The organism is Mucilaginibacter sp. P2_D11 (genome assembly GCF_056404435.1).
This window is the reverse complement of the sequence record NZ_JBFUEA010000003.1, coordinates 154,878-169,969: the sequence shown is the minus strand read 5'-3', so window position 1 is coordinate 169,969 and position 15,092 is coordinate 154,878. Positions and strand designations below refer to the sequence as shown.

Annotated in this window: 14 protein-coding genes; 10 read left to right on the top strand and 4 right to left on the bottom strand. The window is 47.2% G+C overall.

All coding sequences use genetic code 11. The features are described 5' to 3' along the window. Positions 1 to 171: 171 nt before the first annotated feature. Positions 172 to 741, bottom strand: coding sequence for an HD domain-containing protein (locus tag AC1DXC_RS05615; protein WP_477458159.1), 570 nt, complete (start codon positions 739 to 741; stop codon positions 172 to 174). A 397-nt stretch (positions 742 to 1,138) separates the two neighbouring features. On the opposite strand from AC1DXC_RS05615, the gene AC1DXC_RS05610 reads away from it, so the two are divergent. The 5 genes from AC1DXC_RS05610 to AC1DXC_RS05590 all read left to right on the top strand — a co-directional run bounded on the left by AC1DXC_RS05610 (position 1,139) and on the right by AC1DXC_RS05590 (position 5,986). After that, a complete protein-coding gene (locus tag AC1DXC_RS05610; RefSeq protein ID WP_477458158.1) occupies positions 1,139 to 1,717 on the top strand; it encodes a helix-turn-helix domain-containing protein in 579 nt (192 codons plus the stop codon). Positions 1,718 to 1,854: 137 nt separating this feature from the next. Further along, positions 1,855 to 3,171 (top strand): DUF5690 family protein, encoded by a 1,317-nt coding sequence (locus tag AC1DXC_RS05605; protein ID WP_477458157.1) that lies wholly within the window; start codon positions 1,855 to 1,857, stop codon positions 3,169 to 3,171. Beyond that, entirely contained in the window at positions 3,168 to 4,298 is a 1,131-nt protein-coding gene (locus AC1DXC_RS05600) for a TIGR03364 family FAD-dependent oxidoreductase (RefSeq protein ID WP_477458156.1), read from the top strand. The genes AC1DXC_RS05605 and AC1DXC_RS05600 overlap by 4 nt, the downstream gene beginning before the upstream one ends. 428 nt (positions 4,299 to 4,726) lie before the next feature. After that, positions 4,727 to 5,302 (top strand): TerD family protein, encoded by a 576-nt coding sequence (locus tag AC1DXC_RS05595; RefSeq protein WP_477458155.1) that lies wholly within the window; start codon positions 4,727 to 4,729, stop codon positions 5,300 to 5,302. Between the two features lie 15 nt (positions 5,303 to 5,317). Then, positions 5,318 to 5,986 (top strand): TerD family protein, encoded by a 669-nt coding sequence (locus tag AC1DXC_RS05590; protein ID WP_477458154.1) that lies wholly within the window; start codon positions 5,318 to 5,320, stop codon positions 5,984 to 5,986. 45 nt (positions 5,987 to 6,031) lie between these two features. Here AC1DXC_RS05590 and AC1DXC_RS05585 read toward each other — a convergent pair whose 3' ends face one another. Next, positions 6,032 to 7,285, bottom strand: a complete 1,254-nt coding sequence (locus AC1DXC_RS05585) for an alkaline phosphatase family protein (protein WP_477458153.1) — start codon at positions 7,283 to 7,285, stop codon at positions 6,032 to 6,034. Positions 7,286 to 7,464: 179 nt separating this feature from the next. Continuing rightward, positions 7,465 to 9,756, bottom strand: coding sequence for a GH92 family glycosyl hydrolase (locus tag AC1DXC_RS05580; protein ID WP_477458152.1), 2,292 nt, complete (start codon positions 9,754 to 9,756; stop codon positions 7,465 to 7,467). A gap of 201 nt (positions 9,757 to 9,957) precedes the next feature. Here AC1DXC_RS05580 and AC1DXC_RS05575 point away from each other — a divergent pair, with 201 nt between their 5' ends. From AC1DXC_RS05575 to AC1DXC_RS05555, 5 genes are all read left to right on the top strand, one after another. Next, positions 9,958 to 10,536, top strand: coding sequence for a LemA family protein (locus AC1DXC_RS05575; RefSeq protein ID WP_477458151.1), 579 nt, complete (start codon positions 9,958 to 9,960; stop codon positions 10,534 to 10,536). A 112-nt stretch (positions 10,537 to 10,648) separates the two neighbouring features. Beyond that, positions 10,649 to 11,083 carry a TPM domain-containing protein gene (locus AC1DXC_RS05570; protein ID WP_477458150.1) on the top strand — a complete coding sequence of 145 codons (435 nt, stop codon included), beginning with the start codon at positions 10,649 to 10,651 and terminating at the stop codon, positions 11,081 to 11,083. A gap of 10 nt (positions 11,084 to 11,093) precedes the next feature. Further along, the gene (locus AC1DXC_RS05565) at positions 11,094 to 11,951 is read left to right on the top strand and encodes a TPM domain-containing protein (RefSeq protein ID WP_477458149.1); all 858 of its coding nucleotides are present in this window, start codon (positions 11,094 to 11,096) and stop codon (positions 11,949 to 11,951) included. 119 nt (positions 11,952 to 12,070) lie between these two features. Beyond that, the gene (locus AC1DXC_RS05560; RefSeq protein ID WP_477458148.1) at positions 12,071 to 12,487 is read left to right on the top strand and encodes a hypothetical protein; all 417 of its coding nucleotides are present in this window, start codon (positions 12,071 to 12,073) and stop codon (positions 12,485 to 12,487) included. Positions 12,488 to 13,056: 569 nt separating this feature from the next. Then, complete coding sequence (locus AC1DXC_RS05555; RefSeq protein ID WP_477458147.1) at positions 13,057 to 13,608, top strand: NUDIX hydrolase; 552 nt, start codon at positions 13,057 to 13,059, stop codon at positions 13,606 to 13,608. A gap of 77 nt (positions 13,609 to 13,685) precedes the next feature. Here AC1DXC_RS05555 and AC1DXC_RS05550 read toward each other — a convergent pair whose 3' ends face one another. Then, positions 13,686 to 15,083, bottom strand: coding sequence for a RagB/SusD family nutrient uptake outer membrane protein (locus AC1DXC_RS05550; RefSeq protein WP_477458146.1), 1,398 nt, complete (start codon positions 15,081 to 15,083; stop codon positions 13,686 to 13,688). Between the last annotated feature and the right edge of the window lie 9 nt (positions 15,084 to 15,092).

Sequence of the window (15,092 nt, the reverse complement as noted above, 5' to 3'; positions counted from 1 at the left end):
AAGTTTCGTTTTTGTGAGGGCAATAGTAAACTTTGTTTATTATTTATAAACTAAGTTTACATTAACTAAACTTTATCACTTTGTGTACTCAGGATTAAGTACAAGGGGAGATGGTAACAATTATATTATAGCGGCATGATAAAAACTTAACATGTCGGCGAGAGTGGCGTGTTACCTGCGGCTTAGGTGGGTAAGCGCCAATTGTTTCAGATGGGCAACGTTATCTACCGGGATGTGCTCCAGTTTGGCTTCGTCGTCCCAGTAGCGCATGCGCACAATGAGTTCTGCATCGGGGTGCTGTTCAAATGCTTCAGCTTCGGCGGCACTCATTACGCCACCCTGGAAACCAAGCGTAACCCTGCTGGCCGGCGAAAGCTTTTCGTAATATTCGGGGTATTTATAAGTAAGGTAACGTTTGGCTATCACGTGCCCGTTCACCAGGTTGGCCAGGCGCGCAGAAAAGCCGCGTTCGATGAGGTAATCAGCGCCCAGTTTTTCGTGATCTACATTCCCCATGCCGCCCATGCTTTCAACGCTGGCGCATAGGTGGCCTATGTCATGAAAAAAAGCAGCTAGTATAACCTCTGCATCGTACCCCTCCCCTTCGGCCAGGGCAGCCGCCTGCGACATGTGCTCCAACTGCGAAACCGGCTCGCCGATGTAATCTTCGTTGCCGTGCAGTTCATACAGCGCAAAAACTTCGTCTACGATTTCTTCCGGGGTGCGTATTTCAATGGGCATAGGGGCATGTTTATGGCCAAAGTAACGGCTTTAATATTATGGCAAAATTAAGTCTTCATGATATTTGTTAATGCTATTTAAAAATTGGCTTTACGAACTTTACGTGTGGTTAATTTTACCGCAAAGCACGCCAAGATTTGCATGTTTATGAGCGCAAAGAACACAAAGCTTTGCAATACCAAACAGCTATTTTAAATAATTAAACGATATAATAAAAAATAAACAAGGACAGGCTTTGTGCCTCTTTGCGCTTTCTTAGCGCTCTTTGCGGTTAAATTAGCCATAAAGTTAATTTGAACATGTTTTGTCGACGTTGTTAAAATAAGCTAAATACCTTGCCTCCTTTAATTATATTATCTACTTTGCCAGCGTCCAATAAATATTTGCAGCATTCAGCATGGAAGATGACGTACTGATACAGATCAGTAACCGCATAAAAGACAAGCGGCGCGAGAAAAACATTACCGTACAGGAACTGGCCATAAGGGCCAACGTGAGCAAGGGCCTTATTTCGCAGATAGAGAATAGCCGCACCATCCCCTCGTTGGTGGTGCTGATAGATATCATTAAGGCCCTGGAGATTGATATGAATGTTTTTTTCAAAGACATCCACTCACCCGATGCCAACTCCCCGCTCATTATCCGACGTAAGGCCGATTACGAGCACTTCGAAAAAGAGCATGCCGAAGGGTTCCATTACCAGCGCATCTTCACCCAATCGATAAAAAGCTCTACGGTAGATATCGTGATACTGGAACTGCAACCCGATGCGCACCGCCCGCAGGTAGAAACCGAGGCTTACGAGTATAAATACATCCTCTCGGGCACCATAGAATACCAGTTCGGCGAGAAATCGTACACGCTTGCCGAGGGCGATTCGATGCTGTTTGACGGCCGCATACCGCATACGCCAAAAAATACGGGAACCACCAAGGCAAGCATGCTGGTTATCTATTTCTTCGAGGCAAAGGCATAGGCCGTTTAAGATTTCTTAACTTAAATTTGGTTTATTATTAATAAACATAGTTTAGTTTTGCTAAACAATAGGGGCGATTCTAAAAATCTCAATGTTTTTGATGATCTTGTCTGCTCTAAAATATAGCATCCCAAAAAATGGCCATACCCATTGTTACTCAACTAAAAGCAAAAGTAGCTAACTGGCCGTATTGGCTCATATCTTTATTGGCAGCCATTTCGGCGTTCGGGGCCTATACTTCTATGTATTCGTTCCGCAAAGCGTTTACTGCCGGCACATTTTTAGGCGAGCAGTATTGGCATATAGATTATAAGGTATGGTTGGTAATTGCACAGATCTTTGGCTACATGCTCAGCAAATTTTACGGCATCCGCTTTATTGCCGAAATAAAAGGTGCTAAACGCGGCGTAACCATATTGGGGCTGGTTGGGATTTCCTGGTTGGCCCTGCTAGCTTTTGCAGTTACGCCTGCGCCCTATAACATTATTTTCCTTTTTATTAACGGTTTCCCGCTGGGCCTGATATGGGGCTTGGTTTTCGGCTACTTGGAAGGCCGCCGTTCTACCGAGTTTATGGCCGCAGTGCTTTCTATCAGCTTTATTTTTGGTTCGGGTTTCGTAAAAACGGTAGGGCAAACGCTGATGCACGTTTATAATGTAAACGAATATTACATGCCTTTTGCAACCGGGGCACTGTTTGTGCTACCGCTTATTTTGTTTGTAATGATGCTGGAGCTGATGCCCCCGCAAACGCCTGAGGATATCGCCCTGCGTACCGAGCGCCTGCCTATGACCAAGCTGGAACGTAAACAGTTTATCGCCCGTTTCTTACCAGGCATCATCCTTACGCTTTTTATTTATGTGCTGATAACCGTTATGCGCGATATACGCGACAACTTTAACGTGGAGATATGGAACAGCCTGGGCATAACAGACCGCACCATTTATGCCCGGATTGACACGCAAATCTCCGCGATCGTATTGGCGGCTATGAGCTTGCTTATCCTCGTAAAAAAGAACCTGCGGGCATTCAGCCTCATCCACCTCATGATCATTGTAGGCTGCGTATTGGCGGGAGGCTCAACTGTTTTATTTTCGTTAAAACTGATAGGCGCTGTAGATTGGATGAAGTTGGTAGGCCTTGGCCTATACCTGGTTTATGTGCCTTACAACGCCATATTTTTTGAGCGGATGATAGCTACCTTCCACTATAAAAGCAATGTGGGCTTTTTAATTTACGTAGCCGATTCTATCGGGTACCTGGGCAGTGTGAGCGTACTGCTTGTTAAAGAACTGGGCAGGCCAACCATCAGCTGGGCTCAGTTTTTTAAGGAGGGAGCCATCGTTGTATCTATTGTAGGCGGCGTTTGCGGCTTGCTGTCACTCCTATATTTTTACCGCTCAGCCCGCAAGAAAGCTGCGGCCGATGCAGCCTCAAATATTGCAACTTTATGAGTATCCCATCAGCAATCGTAATCGGTGCCGGCATTGTTGGCCTGGCCACCGCACGTGCCCTTGCCACACGCGGTTACGAGGTAACCGTTTTTGAACGCAACGAACGCGCTGTAGGCGCATCTATCCGCAACTTTGGTATGGTATGGCCAATAGGACAGCCGAACGGCCCTTTATTCGAACGCGCCATGCTATCGCGCAGCATATGGAAACAAACCTGCCTGGAAGCCGGCATATGGCACGATGAGGTAGGCTCGCTCCACGTAGCCTATCACGACGACGAACTGGCAGTAATGGAGCAATATGCCGATATGAACCAGGGATACCGCGACTGCGCCTTGCTTAGTCCGCAGCAAACTTTGGCTAAATCAGAAGCGGTAAACCCCAACGGACTAAAGGGTGCTTTATGGAGCAGTGCCGAAATGATAGTAGAGGCCCGCGTAGCGATAGGCAATATTGCGCAGCACCTTGCCGATAAGTACGACGTAAAGTTCCATTGGAATACCGCTATAAGCCATGTAGAGCAAAGCGTAGTGGTAAGCGGTACCCGCAGCTGGCAGGCCGATGAGATATATGTTTGCAGTGGCGCCGACTTCGAAACGCTATACCCCGAGCTTTTTAGTTCTTTCAAAATCACCAAGTGCAAACTACAGATGATACGCCTGGTAGCCCAGCCCGAAGATTGGCGTATTGGCCCGGCAATCTGCGGCAGCTTAAGCATGGTGCATTACCCCGGCTTCCACGCGGCACCGGCATTGCCTGCCCTGCGCAGCCGCTATGAGCAGGAATATGCCGAATACCTTAAATGGGGCATACACGTAATGGCAGCACAGAACCACCTGGGCGAACTTACCGTTGGAGATTCGCACGAGTACGGCCTGGTGCACGACCCATTCGATAAGGATTTCATCAACGAGATGATATTGAAATACCTCAAAACTTTCACCAACTTTAAAGACACCCGGGTTGTACAAACCTGGCACGGCATACTCCCCAAAATGACCACCGGCCAAACCGAACTGGTATTAGATGCAGAGCCCGGCGTAACCATCATAAACGGCCTCGGCGGCAACGGCATGACACTCTCCTTCGGCCTGTGCGAGCAGATTATAGCCGCGAAGCACGGTTAAGATGGTATGTACGTGTTCACGATGCGCCGCGTGAACGCCGTGAACACTCTTAAATTACTTTTAATCAAGCATTTGCAAATTTAGCAATGGTGACAAAATCCTGTCACCATTGCTAAATTTGCTTGTATTGTCTTTGCAAAAAACGGCTTCTTCGCTTAAACACAGCCATTTTATCAATAAATCCACTCGTTGGTGTTTTGCCAAAAATAAAGGCCCTTGCGATAAAGTAAACAGAACTGTATTACCTACATACATTTAAATAAAATCCCCGCCCCTTACTGTAACATTCCCCCGGTTGTTAAATCTAAAAATTGTCATTTAATTTGACACCAAAATCGACGATGACCTCAATCGGCCGTTGCCAATTCTATTAAAATGGAAACATCCTGGCATACAAACATCTAAACAATATTTTTATACATACTGATATGGCTATTACGCTAAGAAAAGGTGAAAGGATCAATATTGGCCTTTCGCAAATAAGTGTTGGCTTAGGCTGGAACCCCAACGAGGGTACCGGCTTAGCTTTCGACCTTGATGCATCCGCAATTATGGTGGGTGCAGGCCGCCTCATCCCGGCCGAGGATTTTTTTGTTTTTTATGGCAACACCACCTCGCCCGACGGCGCACTAAAGCACTCGGGCGACGACCCCACCGGTGGCAACAGCGATGGAGGTGATGACGAGGTCATCGCCGTAAACCTTAACCAGGTTGACCCCCGCGTTACCGAAATACTGTTTGTGGTAACCATTCACGAAGCCACGCACCGGCGCCAGAATTTTGGCCAGGTACGCGATGCCTACATCCGCATTGTAGACGAAACCACCAAAATGGAAATAGCGAAATACGAGCTCGACGAGGATTTTTCCATAGAGACGGGCATCGAATTCGGCCGTCTTTACAAAAAAGATGTGAACTGGAAATTTGAAGCTTCGGGAATCGGTTATCGCGAAGACCTGGGATTTTTTCTCGCCAAGCATTTCAAGGGCGAAATCATCAAATAAACAGGAGGACGAGTTATGGCAATAAGTTTAGTGAAAGGGCAAACCATCGACCTCCGCAAAAACGATGGCGGTACGGAGTACGACCTTTCTGAAGTAACCATTGGGCTCGGCTGGGACGTTAGGAAAAAGGAAACCGGCTTTTTTGCCGGCCTGTTCGGCCAGGAAGAAGAAGAAGAGTACGACCTGGATGCGATAGCATTTTTGCTGGATGCGAATGGCAAAGTGGTAAATACCGGCAGGAAAACACCCACCACCAACGGCAGAAGCATTAGTTATTACGGCGGCGATATTATCTTCTTCAATTCTATGCAGCACCCGTCCGGCCACATTTGGCTTACAGGCGATAACCGCACCGGTGCCGGCGAAGGTGACGATGAGCAAATTATTGTAAAACTGAACGATTTGGGGCAGCAATACCAAAAGATAGTGTTTGTGGTGGCCATTTACATGGGCCAGGCGCATAAACAGCATTTTGGTATGGTAGAAAACGCTTTTATCCGCGCTGTTGACAAACGCGGACGCGAAATTGCGCGGTTTAGCTTATCGGGCAACAGTGCTTATAACAGTATGCGTTCCATGCTATTTGCAGAAGTTTACCGCCACGATGGTTCATGGAAATTCCGCGCCATAGGCGAGCCGCACACTACAGACAATTTTGTGGACCTGTTGAAGCAATACACCTAAAATGAAACAGGCGCTGTGCATATACCTGCGCAGCGCCTGTTTTAATTACTTCTTAGGATCCGGTGCGATCCATTTGTTTACCGTGTTGTATTTGCCTTCTAAAACTACTTTATAAAACGCCGATGGCATATCTTTTACCGAAACGAGTGCGTGTTCGGTATCGGCATTGAATTCGCCCAACAATTTATAATCATCGGCACCGCCTGTTTTAACATTATTGGTAGGCGTAACCCAAATTTTTACATTTTCGCCTTTGCCTAATGCTTTCCAGCTTACATCAATATTACCTTGTACCAGGTTTACTTTTGCGTCCGCTATCGAAACCGGGCCAGTGAGTGGCGTGCCATCAATCTCTCTTTTATAATTTACCGGGATACTGATATCCATAAACCTTGCTATCGAGGGCATAATGTCTACGATACCGGCGTAGTAATATTTCTTATAGGCGTTGAATCCTTTTGCGTTAGTAAACATCCAGGTAGAGCGCTGCCTGGTCGATTGCCCGCCGTGGTTGTGGCCGGTCTTCTCGTCGCGCCCGTGGTCGGTAGTGATGAATATCTCCCACTCCTCATTAAAGTTCTTTTGGCGGTATTGTATCGCCTCCCAAATTTTGCCTACCTGCGCATCCATCATCTGTATGGCTTCGTAGTATTGGGGGCTATCGCCATGGCCGTGGCCCATATCGTCGGTAAACTCCAGGTACACCCAACTTAGGTCGGGCGCGTTCTTGCGGATGCCTGTGGCGGCATCGGCAATAACCCTTTCGTCTATACGGTGCATGTAGGCACTCGCATTGTCGTGCTTAAAGTTAATCGTATCCAGTTCAAAGCCGTCGGCATGGTAATCTACATGCAGGTAATTGGTAGCGGCCAGGTTATCGCCAACCAATTTGGTACGGTTATCCAACCAGCTCGAATAAACGGCTATCTTCTTTTTTGGGTATTGATTTTTGAACAGCCTGAAGATGGTAGGGTAATTATAATTAGGATCCTTGATATCGTTATCCCAAACGTTGTGCTTGTTTACCCAGGTACCGGTTAGCAAGCTGTTGTAGCCCACTGCAGATATAGTGGGCGTTTGGCTGTAGGTATCTTTATCGCCACCCACATGCGCACGAAAATAGCCACCCTCGCGGGCAATGGCATTAAGGTTGGGGGTTGATAGCTTCTCAATCGCATCGGCCGGGATACCATCCGCTATAATGAAAAGCGCTTTTTTTACCTTTGGCTGCGCCGAGGCCAATGTCGCCGCGCATAGCAGCACCAATAACACCTTGCTTGTTTTAATAAATGTCTGCATCGTACACAAATATAGTTTTGCGCGAAGCTATTATTAAAAAAAGTGCCAGGTGTTAAGCGAATATTATTTTTGGAGAAAGCAATGCGCATGCCCGCTACTAAGCCGTGCAAAAAAAATCAGCGCAGCAAATGCTGATAAAGCATTTCCCCGCGCTGATTACTTCTATGATTTCGCTGCTTTTATTTGTGCTTGTTGCTCATAAAAAACACCAGTTCGCCGCCAGCCATAATTTGCTGGTGGGTAATGGTTAAGCCGCTGAGGGGTTGGCCGTTCAGTAGCATCTTTTGGATGTACACATTCTTCTCGCTTTGGTTTTTCACGGTGATGGTGAAGGTTTTGCCGCCGCCAACTTGTATTACCGCGTTGTTGATGGCCGGGCTGCCGATGGCATAATCGTTAGAGGCCGGCGCAACCGGGTAAAAACCCAGCGTGCTGAAGATGTACCAGGCGCTCATCTGGCCGGTATCATCGTTACCGCCAAGGCCATCCGGCGTTGGTTTGTACATGCGGTTCAGTATCATACGGATGCGTTCCTGGGTTTTCCAGGGTTTATCGGTCCAGTTGTACAGGTACGCTACGTGGTGCGATGGTTCGTTGCCGTGTACGTAATTGCCAATGATGCCGTCGCGGGTAATATCCTCGGTTTCGGCAAAGTATTTATCCGGCAGTTCCATGGTGAACAGCGAATCGAGGTAGCGCACAAAGCGTTTATCGCCCCCCATCAGCTTTATCAGTCCTTCAGGGTCCTGCGGGGCAAATAAAGTGTAGTTCCAGGAGTTGCCTTCGATGAAACCTTCGTTGATAGTGCTTAACGGATCAAACTTAGCGCGGAAAGTTCCATTGGCCAGTTTAGGGCGCATAAAGCCTACCGATGGGTCGTAAACGTTTTTATAGTTCTCGCTACGTTTGATGAATTCGTTATAGATATCCATCCTGTTCAGCTTTTTGGCCATCTGGGCAATGGCCCAATCGTCATAAGCATATTCCAGCGTGTTGGATACCGACACGCCCGTTTTTTCATCGGGGATAAAGCCTTTATCTATGTACTCGCCAATACCCTCGTAGCTGCGGTGGCGCGCAGTGGTTACAGCAGCATCCAAAGCTTTATTGGCATCGAAGGGCGCGTTGCCTTTTACCACGGCATCCGCCAAAACAGATACACTGTGGTAGCCGCTCATGCACCAGTTCTCGTTGCCGCTATTGCTCCAAACGGGCAGCATGTGCTCGGGGCTTTGGTCGTAATGGGCCAGCATAGATTTTACCATATCGGCATTGCGCTGTGGCTCTATGATATTGAACAGCGGGTGCAGCGCCCTGTAGGTATCCCATAACGAAAAGGTGGTGTAGTTGGTAAAGCCATCGGCCTTGTGAATATTTTGGTCGATGCCGTTATACTGGCCATCTACATCCATATAAACGGTGGGGTTTATCATGGTATGGTACATGGCGGTATAAAAATCCTGTTTACGGTCTACGCTGCCGCCAACAGTAATTTTCTCCAAAGCGGTTTCCCAAAGGGCCTGGCCATCGGCTTTCACCTTCTCGAAATCCCAGCCCGGTACCTCGGCTTGCATATTGGCCAATGCACCATCCATACTCACGGGCGATAGCGCGAATTTTATCTTTATCTTCTCGTTCTCCTGTGTCTTGAAATCGAACCAGGCGCGTATCTGTTTGCCGGCTATCTCGGGGAAGTCTTTTGTTTGGTTGAATTTGCCCCAAAAGCCGCCATAAACCTGCCGTTTTTCGTACTTTTTAAAGCCATAATGGTCGAATTTTTTGTTGAATGACATCGCAAAATATAGTGTGCGCGTACGTGCCCAGCCATTGGTTTGGCGGTAACCCACCAGGGTGCTATCGTTCAATATTTTTACATACGTCCATACGGTTTTATCGGGGTAGTTGTAGATGCCGGCCATCAAATCAAGGACGATATGCGCCTGGTCGGTTTTGGGGAAAGTGTACTGATGGAAACCTACGCGGGCGCTGGTGGTCATCTCGGCTATGATGTTACTTTCGTCGAGCTTTACTTTGTAGTAGTTGGCTTCGCTTACCTCGTTGGCATGCGAAAATGCAGATCGGTAGCCGCTGCCGGGTTTATCGGCCGTTCCGGGGTTAAGCTTTAATGTGCCCACGGTTGGCATAATGAGGAAATCGCCCAGATCCGAGTGGCCGGTACCGCTGAAGTGGGTATGACTGAAACCCACTATGGTTTTATCATCGTACTGATAGCCCGCGCAATATTTATATACATCGGGGTTGTATTTGCCGTTTAGTTCGTAGCTGGCGGTGTCGGTTTCGGGGCTAAGCTGCACCATCCCAAAAGGAACGGTAGCTCCCGGATAGGTATGCCCCATCCGCTGTGTACCGATGATGGGCTTTACGTATTGTACCAGTTTTTCGTGAGGGGAAGTTTGGGCATTGGCAGATGCCGTGCCAAATAGGAATATGGCTGCTAATAATTTCTTCATTAGTGTGCGGTGGTGTGCTATCAGTAAACAAATTAACCGGAAGCAAATATAAAATCATATCTTGGTTAACCCTACTTAATTACAGCTTACCTTTAGCGTATATTGCCAATATGGCGTAATTGTTACGTTTTGTAACATCGGTACGGCTTTTGTAATCTAATTCGTAAATTCACATCACCGTAAACTAAAAACAACATCAGCATGAAAAAATTATTCGTAGCGCTTGCCATAATGGTTGGCGCAATGTCGTTAAGCTCGTGCAGCTACAATAGCATGGTTACTGCCGACGAAAATATAAAAGGCAAATGGGGCCAGGTAGAAACACAATACCAGCGCCGTGCCGACCTTATCCCTAACCTGGTTGCTACCGTAAAAGGCGAAGCCAACTTCGAAAAAAGCACCTTGACAGATGTTGTGCAGGCCCGCGCCAAAGCAACATCTATACAGGTTGATGCCAGCAAGCTCACGCCCGAAAGCATACAACAATACCAGGCGGCTCAGGGCCAGTTAAGCACTGCATTGGGCCGGCTTTTAAGCGTCACCGAAAACTACCCCACTTTAAGGGCAAACGACGCATTCCGTGGCTTGCAGACGCAGTTGGAAGGAACCGAGAACCGCATTAGCATAGCCCGCAAAGATTTCAACGAAGCCGTGCAGGCCTACAACAGCAAAATCCGCTCGTTCCCGGCAAACCTTACTGCCAAGATGTTCGGCTTTAAAGAGAAGGGCTATTTCCAGGCCGATCCGGCATCGGCTAAAGCACCTAAGGTTGAGCTCTAATATTATTTCTGATTACACCGATTTTTATGATTTACACAGATGCCCTGCACCTGCAATGCAATCCTAAAAATCGGTGTGAATCAAATTAATCTGTGTAATCACAAAAAACAAAATGGCAGTATTTACCGAAGAAGAGCAGCAGCAGATACAAAAGGCTGTGGCCGCCGCCGAAAAGAATACATCGGGCGAGATACGCGTTTGCGTGGAGAAAACCTGCAGCGATAACACGCTTGACCGCGCCGCAAAATACTTTAGCCAGTTAGGCATGGATAAAACCAAGCTACGCAATGGTGTGCTTATTTATGTGGCCACTGTCGACCGTAAGTTTGCCATTATTGGCGATGCCGGTATAAATCAGGTCGTTCCCTCCGATTTTTGGGATAGCACCAAAGAAGATATGCTGAGCCATTTTAAATACGGCAACCTGCTGGAGGGTATAATTACCGGTATTGCCAAAGCGGGCGAGCAGCTGAAAAAATACTTCCCGCATACGCTGGATGATAAGAACGAACTGCCCGACGATATCGCCTTTATGGATGGCAACTAAACTTACCCTAATGTTTAAAAGAATATTATTGTGCCTGGCCCTTGCACTGTGCATAACAGGCGCTTTCGCGCAAAACTACCCCGAGCGGCCAACCGATAGCCCTGTAGCCGACTTTACGAACACGCTATCGCCCCAGGAAAAACAAATGTTGGATGCCAAGATACGGGCGTTCGAAGATTCTACCACCAACCAGATAGCCATAGTTATTGTTAAATCGCTGGGTGGTTATGAGACTATAGAATACGGCAACGGGCTCATCCGCAAATGGGGCATCGGCACCAAAGAGAAAAACAACGGCATTTTGGTGCTGGTAGCTATTGAGGACCGCAGAATGTCGGTACAAACGGGCTACGGCTTGGAGGGCGCTCTGCCCGACATCGTAACGCAGGAAATCATCCAGAACGATTTGAAGCCCAGCTTTAAAGAAGGCGAGTATTTTGCCGGTTTGGATGCAGCTACAAACGATATTATCAAATTTACCAAGGGCGAGTATAAAGCGCCCTCCGGGTTCAAAAGCACCAAGACCAAAAAAGGCAACAGTGATGGCGGGGGTTCCTGGGGGTTCGTTATCATCATCGTAATCGTCATCATCATCTTTATCTTCCGCAAGGGTGGCGGCGGTGGTGGTGGGCGCATTATTGGCAGTCGTGGCGGCGCTAATCCATTATGGTGGTTGCTGGCGGGCAATATGCTTGGCGGCCGCAGCAGCGGCAGCGATTGGGGCGGTTTCTCCGGCGGAGGTGGCGGCTTCGGTGGCGGCTTCGGTGGCGGTGGCGGCTTCGGTGGCGGTGGCAGCAGCAGCGGCGGAAGCTGGGGCGGCTTTGGTGGTGGCAGCAGTGGCGGTGGCGGCAGCAGCGGGAGCTGGTAAGCGAAGAAATCCTAAATGCTAAGCTCTAAATTCTAAAAAAGAGAACACGCTTTATACCGGAGTTGCGCCATTTTGAGTTGTGGCTAAATTCTAATCGACTAACCTCTAATCTTCAGACTATGGCCCAATACGATTTTATACTTAACGAAACGCGTAAAATGGCCTTACTTTTGGCGAAACTATTCGGCCTAAAGGCCGAAAGCAACGACGAGGAGTACAGGCAATACTTCAACACGGTATTGCAGGATGAATATAATGCCGAGTTGGATGAATTGTTACAAGCATCCGAAGCAGACTTTGTTTCGATGCTTAAGACCAGGGCTTACAGTGCCGAAAAGCTGAACGCCCTAAGCCAGATGCTTTACGTATTTGCCGAACCCTTTAAAGCCGACGACGAGACGGCGGCTATTCTAAACAAAGTCCTCGCCATATTCGACAGGCTTGAGGAAGAGCATCATTACGAATCTTTTGATAATTTAAGCAAGAGGAACTATATATTGCGTTTCTTTAAAGACAACTATGAGCAGGCTTCATGAGAAACATACACCCGGCAAGCCATAACAAACAATACATAAAGTGCACCCCTTAATCAAGAATTCATTAATTTGTGGCCTAAGTATTTTCTTTGTTTCTAGCCTATGCACCCTCATAGAGGCTGCACACGTAGTGTTGTTTCTTTTGGCATTTATACCTGGCTTTGTGTACGGCATATTATTAATTGCCCACACGTCGCAAGGTGACAACAGCGGTAAAACCAGCTTTTTTTTCCTTTGGGCGGGTTTGTTATACATCGGCTGTTTTTTTATTGTGGACCTTAAAGATAATTCGCGCTTTATTTTCACGCATATAGTAGCAAGCACATTAGGGTCAGTGCTTCTTTTTGTTGGATACTATTTCTTTATCGAAAGAAATTACCGGCTACTCTCAACGATTTTTTATGCCTTACTTTTAGGGGTAATAAGTACGCTGCCATCATCCCTGCTTTTCAGTTGGCGCGACAGGCTCGAGACTGACTTAACTTTTTACGGAATCTTTTTGATTTACCCTATTTGGCAAACTGCCTTTTCTGTACTTTTAGTAAAATGTAAAACTAACCCCGTTATTAATGAGCGAACATAAATGGAAAACCCTTTCCAGCACGTATGTGCATAAAGGCCCCTGGGCCACCCTTCGTGCCGATAAATGCGAAATGCCCGATGGTACTATAGTAGATGAATATTATGTGCTGGAATATCCCAACTGGGCCAATGCCGTTGCGCTAACAGAGGACAATAAAATCATCATGATACGGCAATACCGCCACGCAGCGGGCATTATGTCTTTAGAAATACCCGGTGGCGTAATAGAAGAAGGCGAAGATAAAGAAGCCGGCATGCGCCGCGAGTTGCTTGAGGAAACCGGCTACGCCTTTGAGGAGATTGAGTTGATAAGCACCGTGTATGCCAACCCATCTACAGCGGGCAACGTTACTTATTGCTACCTGGCCCGCGGCGGCAAAAAAGTGCAGGAACAAGACCTGGACGAGCACGAACGCATAGAGGTGATGGAATACACCATCGATGAAGTGAAGCAATTGCTGGCCGATAATAAGATACCCCAATCATTACATTGCACCGGCTTGTTTTATGCGTTGATAAAATTGGGCGAACTAAAGTAGGCCCGTTACTGCCTCACTCCCATAAAACAAAAAACCCCGAGGCTGATTGGCTTCGGGGTTTTTTGTTAGTATGGATTTTATTGATAACCCTCGTTTTGTGTTAATTGCGGGTTAGCATCGCGCTCGCGTTTTGGTATCGGGAACACCAATTTTGGCGAGTTCCATGGGAACGGATCTAAATGGTTGCCGTCGCCATCTACTGAGTAAGTTGTGCCTTTGTACCGTTTCAAATCGAAGAGTGCAAAGCCCTCGAAACCGAGTTCGGCGTGACGTTCGTATTTAACCTCATCTAAAAGATCAGCGGCGGTAGTTGCCCCGGTATCATCCAATAACGCGCGATGACGGATAACATTGATATCATCTGCTGCACCTGTTAAATCAGGAGATGCTTTCAATATCCTCGCCTCGGCCCTTATTAAATAAATCTCGGCTAGGCGAATTACCACCACGTTGCCAAAAGCATTATTGAATTTTGATGTGAAGGAATCATCGGTAACTTCGTTTATCCTGTCGTCGCCATCTTCAAAGCGATCAAAAAACTGCCCGAACAGGTAAGTTTCTTCACGACCAGCGAAAGCCGATGATGCATATACTTCGTTAAGCGCATTAAAGCCCGATTGGTTTGATATCTGTATGGCAAAGATGTCCTCAGATGTATTGAATACACGGGTTGCCTGCTCTTTCACCTGGAATTCATCGCTATAATGCTCTACAAGGCTGTAAGTGCCGCTGCCGATTATCTTGGTTGCTTCGGTCTCTGCCAAATCGTACTTTTCTTGCGTAAGATATATCCTGGCCAATACTGCCGATGCAGCCCCGGAGCTTGCATAGGTAGATTTATCGGTAGTAAGGTTTGTTTCGGCAACTTTTAAATCGGCTATTGCCTGCGCGTAAACCTCTGCCACCGTATTACGTTTCACGTTTTGAATATCGGCAATTGCGGTAGTTGGCGTAAGCACTATGGGTACAGCAAGGTTGGTAGCGGGTGCTCCATCGTTCCAGGCCTTTCCGAACACCCGGGCCAAATCGAAGTAAATCATGCCACGCAAGAATTTGGCTTCGCCCTCAACCCGGGCTTTTTTAACCGGATCTACCAGGCTTAAATTTGCCAAAACGGTGTTACATACGCCAATAGCATTATAGCCTGTGTTCCATACGCCTTCAACAAATCCGTTATTTATGGTTATTGCCTTGTTATTTAGCTCGGTATAATCAGAGAATGTACCGAAATAAGCAAAATCGCCATCGTCCGCCAAAAAATCGGTTGTAGACTGAAAGCGCCCGCCATAAAGGCCTCTGAGGCCCGCAGCAGTATAAGCTCCAATAAGTACGCCCTCTACATCTTTCGATGTTTTTAAAGCTAAAGACGATTCCACAGAGTTTTGTGGCTTAATATCCAACTGCTTTTGGCAGCCAGAGTTATATAGCAAAGCAAATGTGCTTAATGCTACTATTAAATATTTTGTATTTTTCATTTCCTTCAG

Bases quoted from the DNA above. Each gene is read 5' to 3' on its own strand.
- AC1DXC_RS05615 (WP_477458159.1), bottom strand. From the start codon at position 741: ATGCCCATTGAAATACGCACCCCGGAAGAAATCGTAGACGAAGTTTTT.
- AC1DXC_RS05610 (WP_477458158.1), top strand. From the start codon at position 1,139: ATGGAAGATGACGTACTGATACAGATCAGTAACCGCATAAAAGACAAG.
- AC1DXC_RS05605 (WP_477458157.1), top strand. From the start codon at position 1,855: ATGGCCATACCCATTGTTACTCAACTAAAAGCAAAAGTAGCTAACTGG.
- AC1DXC_RS05600 (WP_477458156.1), top strand. From the start codon at position 3,168: ATGAGTATCCCATCAGCAATCGTAATCGGTGCCGGCATTGTTGGCCTG.
- AC1DXC_RS05595 (WP_477458155.1), top strand. From the start codon at position 4,727: ATGGCTATTACGCTAAGAAAAGGTGAAAGGATCAATATTGGCCTTTCG.
- AC1DXC_RS05590 (WP_477458154.1), top strand. From the start codon at position 5,318: ATGGCAATAAGTTTAGTGAAAGGGCAAACCATCGACCTCCGCAAAAAC.
- AC1DXC_RS05585 (WP_477458153.1), bottom strand. From the start codon at position 7,285: ATGCAGACATTTATTAAAACAAGCAAGGTGTTATTGGTGCTGCTATGC.
- AC1DXC_RS05580 (WP_477458152.1), bottom strand. From the start codon at position 9,756: ATGAAGAAATTATTAGCAGCCATATTCCTATTTGGCACGGCATCTGCC.
- AC1DXC_RS05575 (WP_477458151.1), top strand. From the start codon at position 9,958: ATGAAAAAATTATTCGTAGCGCTTGCCATAATGGTTGGCGCAATGTCG.
- AC1DXC_RS05570 (WP_477458150.1), top strand. From the start codon at position 10,649: ATGGCAGTATTTACCGAAGAAGAGCAGCAGCAGATACAAAAGGCTGTG.
- AC1DXC_RS05565 (WP_477458149.1), top strand. From the start codon at position 11,094: ATGTTTAAAAGAATATTATTGTGCCTGGCCCTTGCACTGTGCATAACA.
- AC1DXC_RS05560 (WP_477458148.1), top strand. From the start codon at position 12,071: ATGGCCCAATACGATTTTATACTTAACGAAACGCGTAAAATGGCCTTA.
- AC1DXC_RS05555 (WP_477458147.1), top strand. From the start codon at position 13,057: ATGAGCGAACATAAATGGAAAACCCTTTCCAGCACGTATGTGCATAAA.
- AC1DXC_RS05550 (WP_477458146.1), bottom strand. From the start codon at position 15,083: ATGAAAAATACAAAATATTTAATAGTAGCATTAAGCACATTTGCTTTG.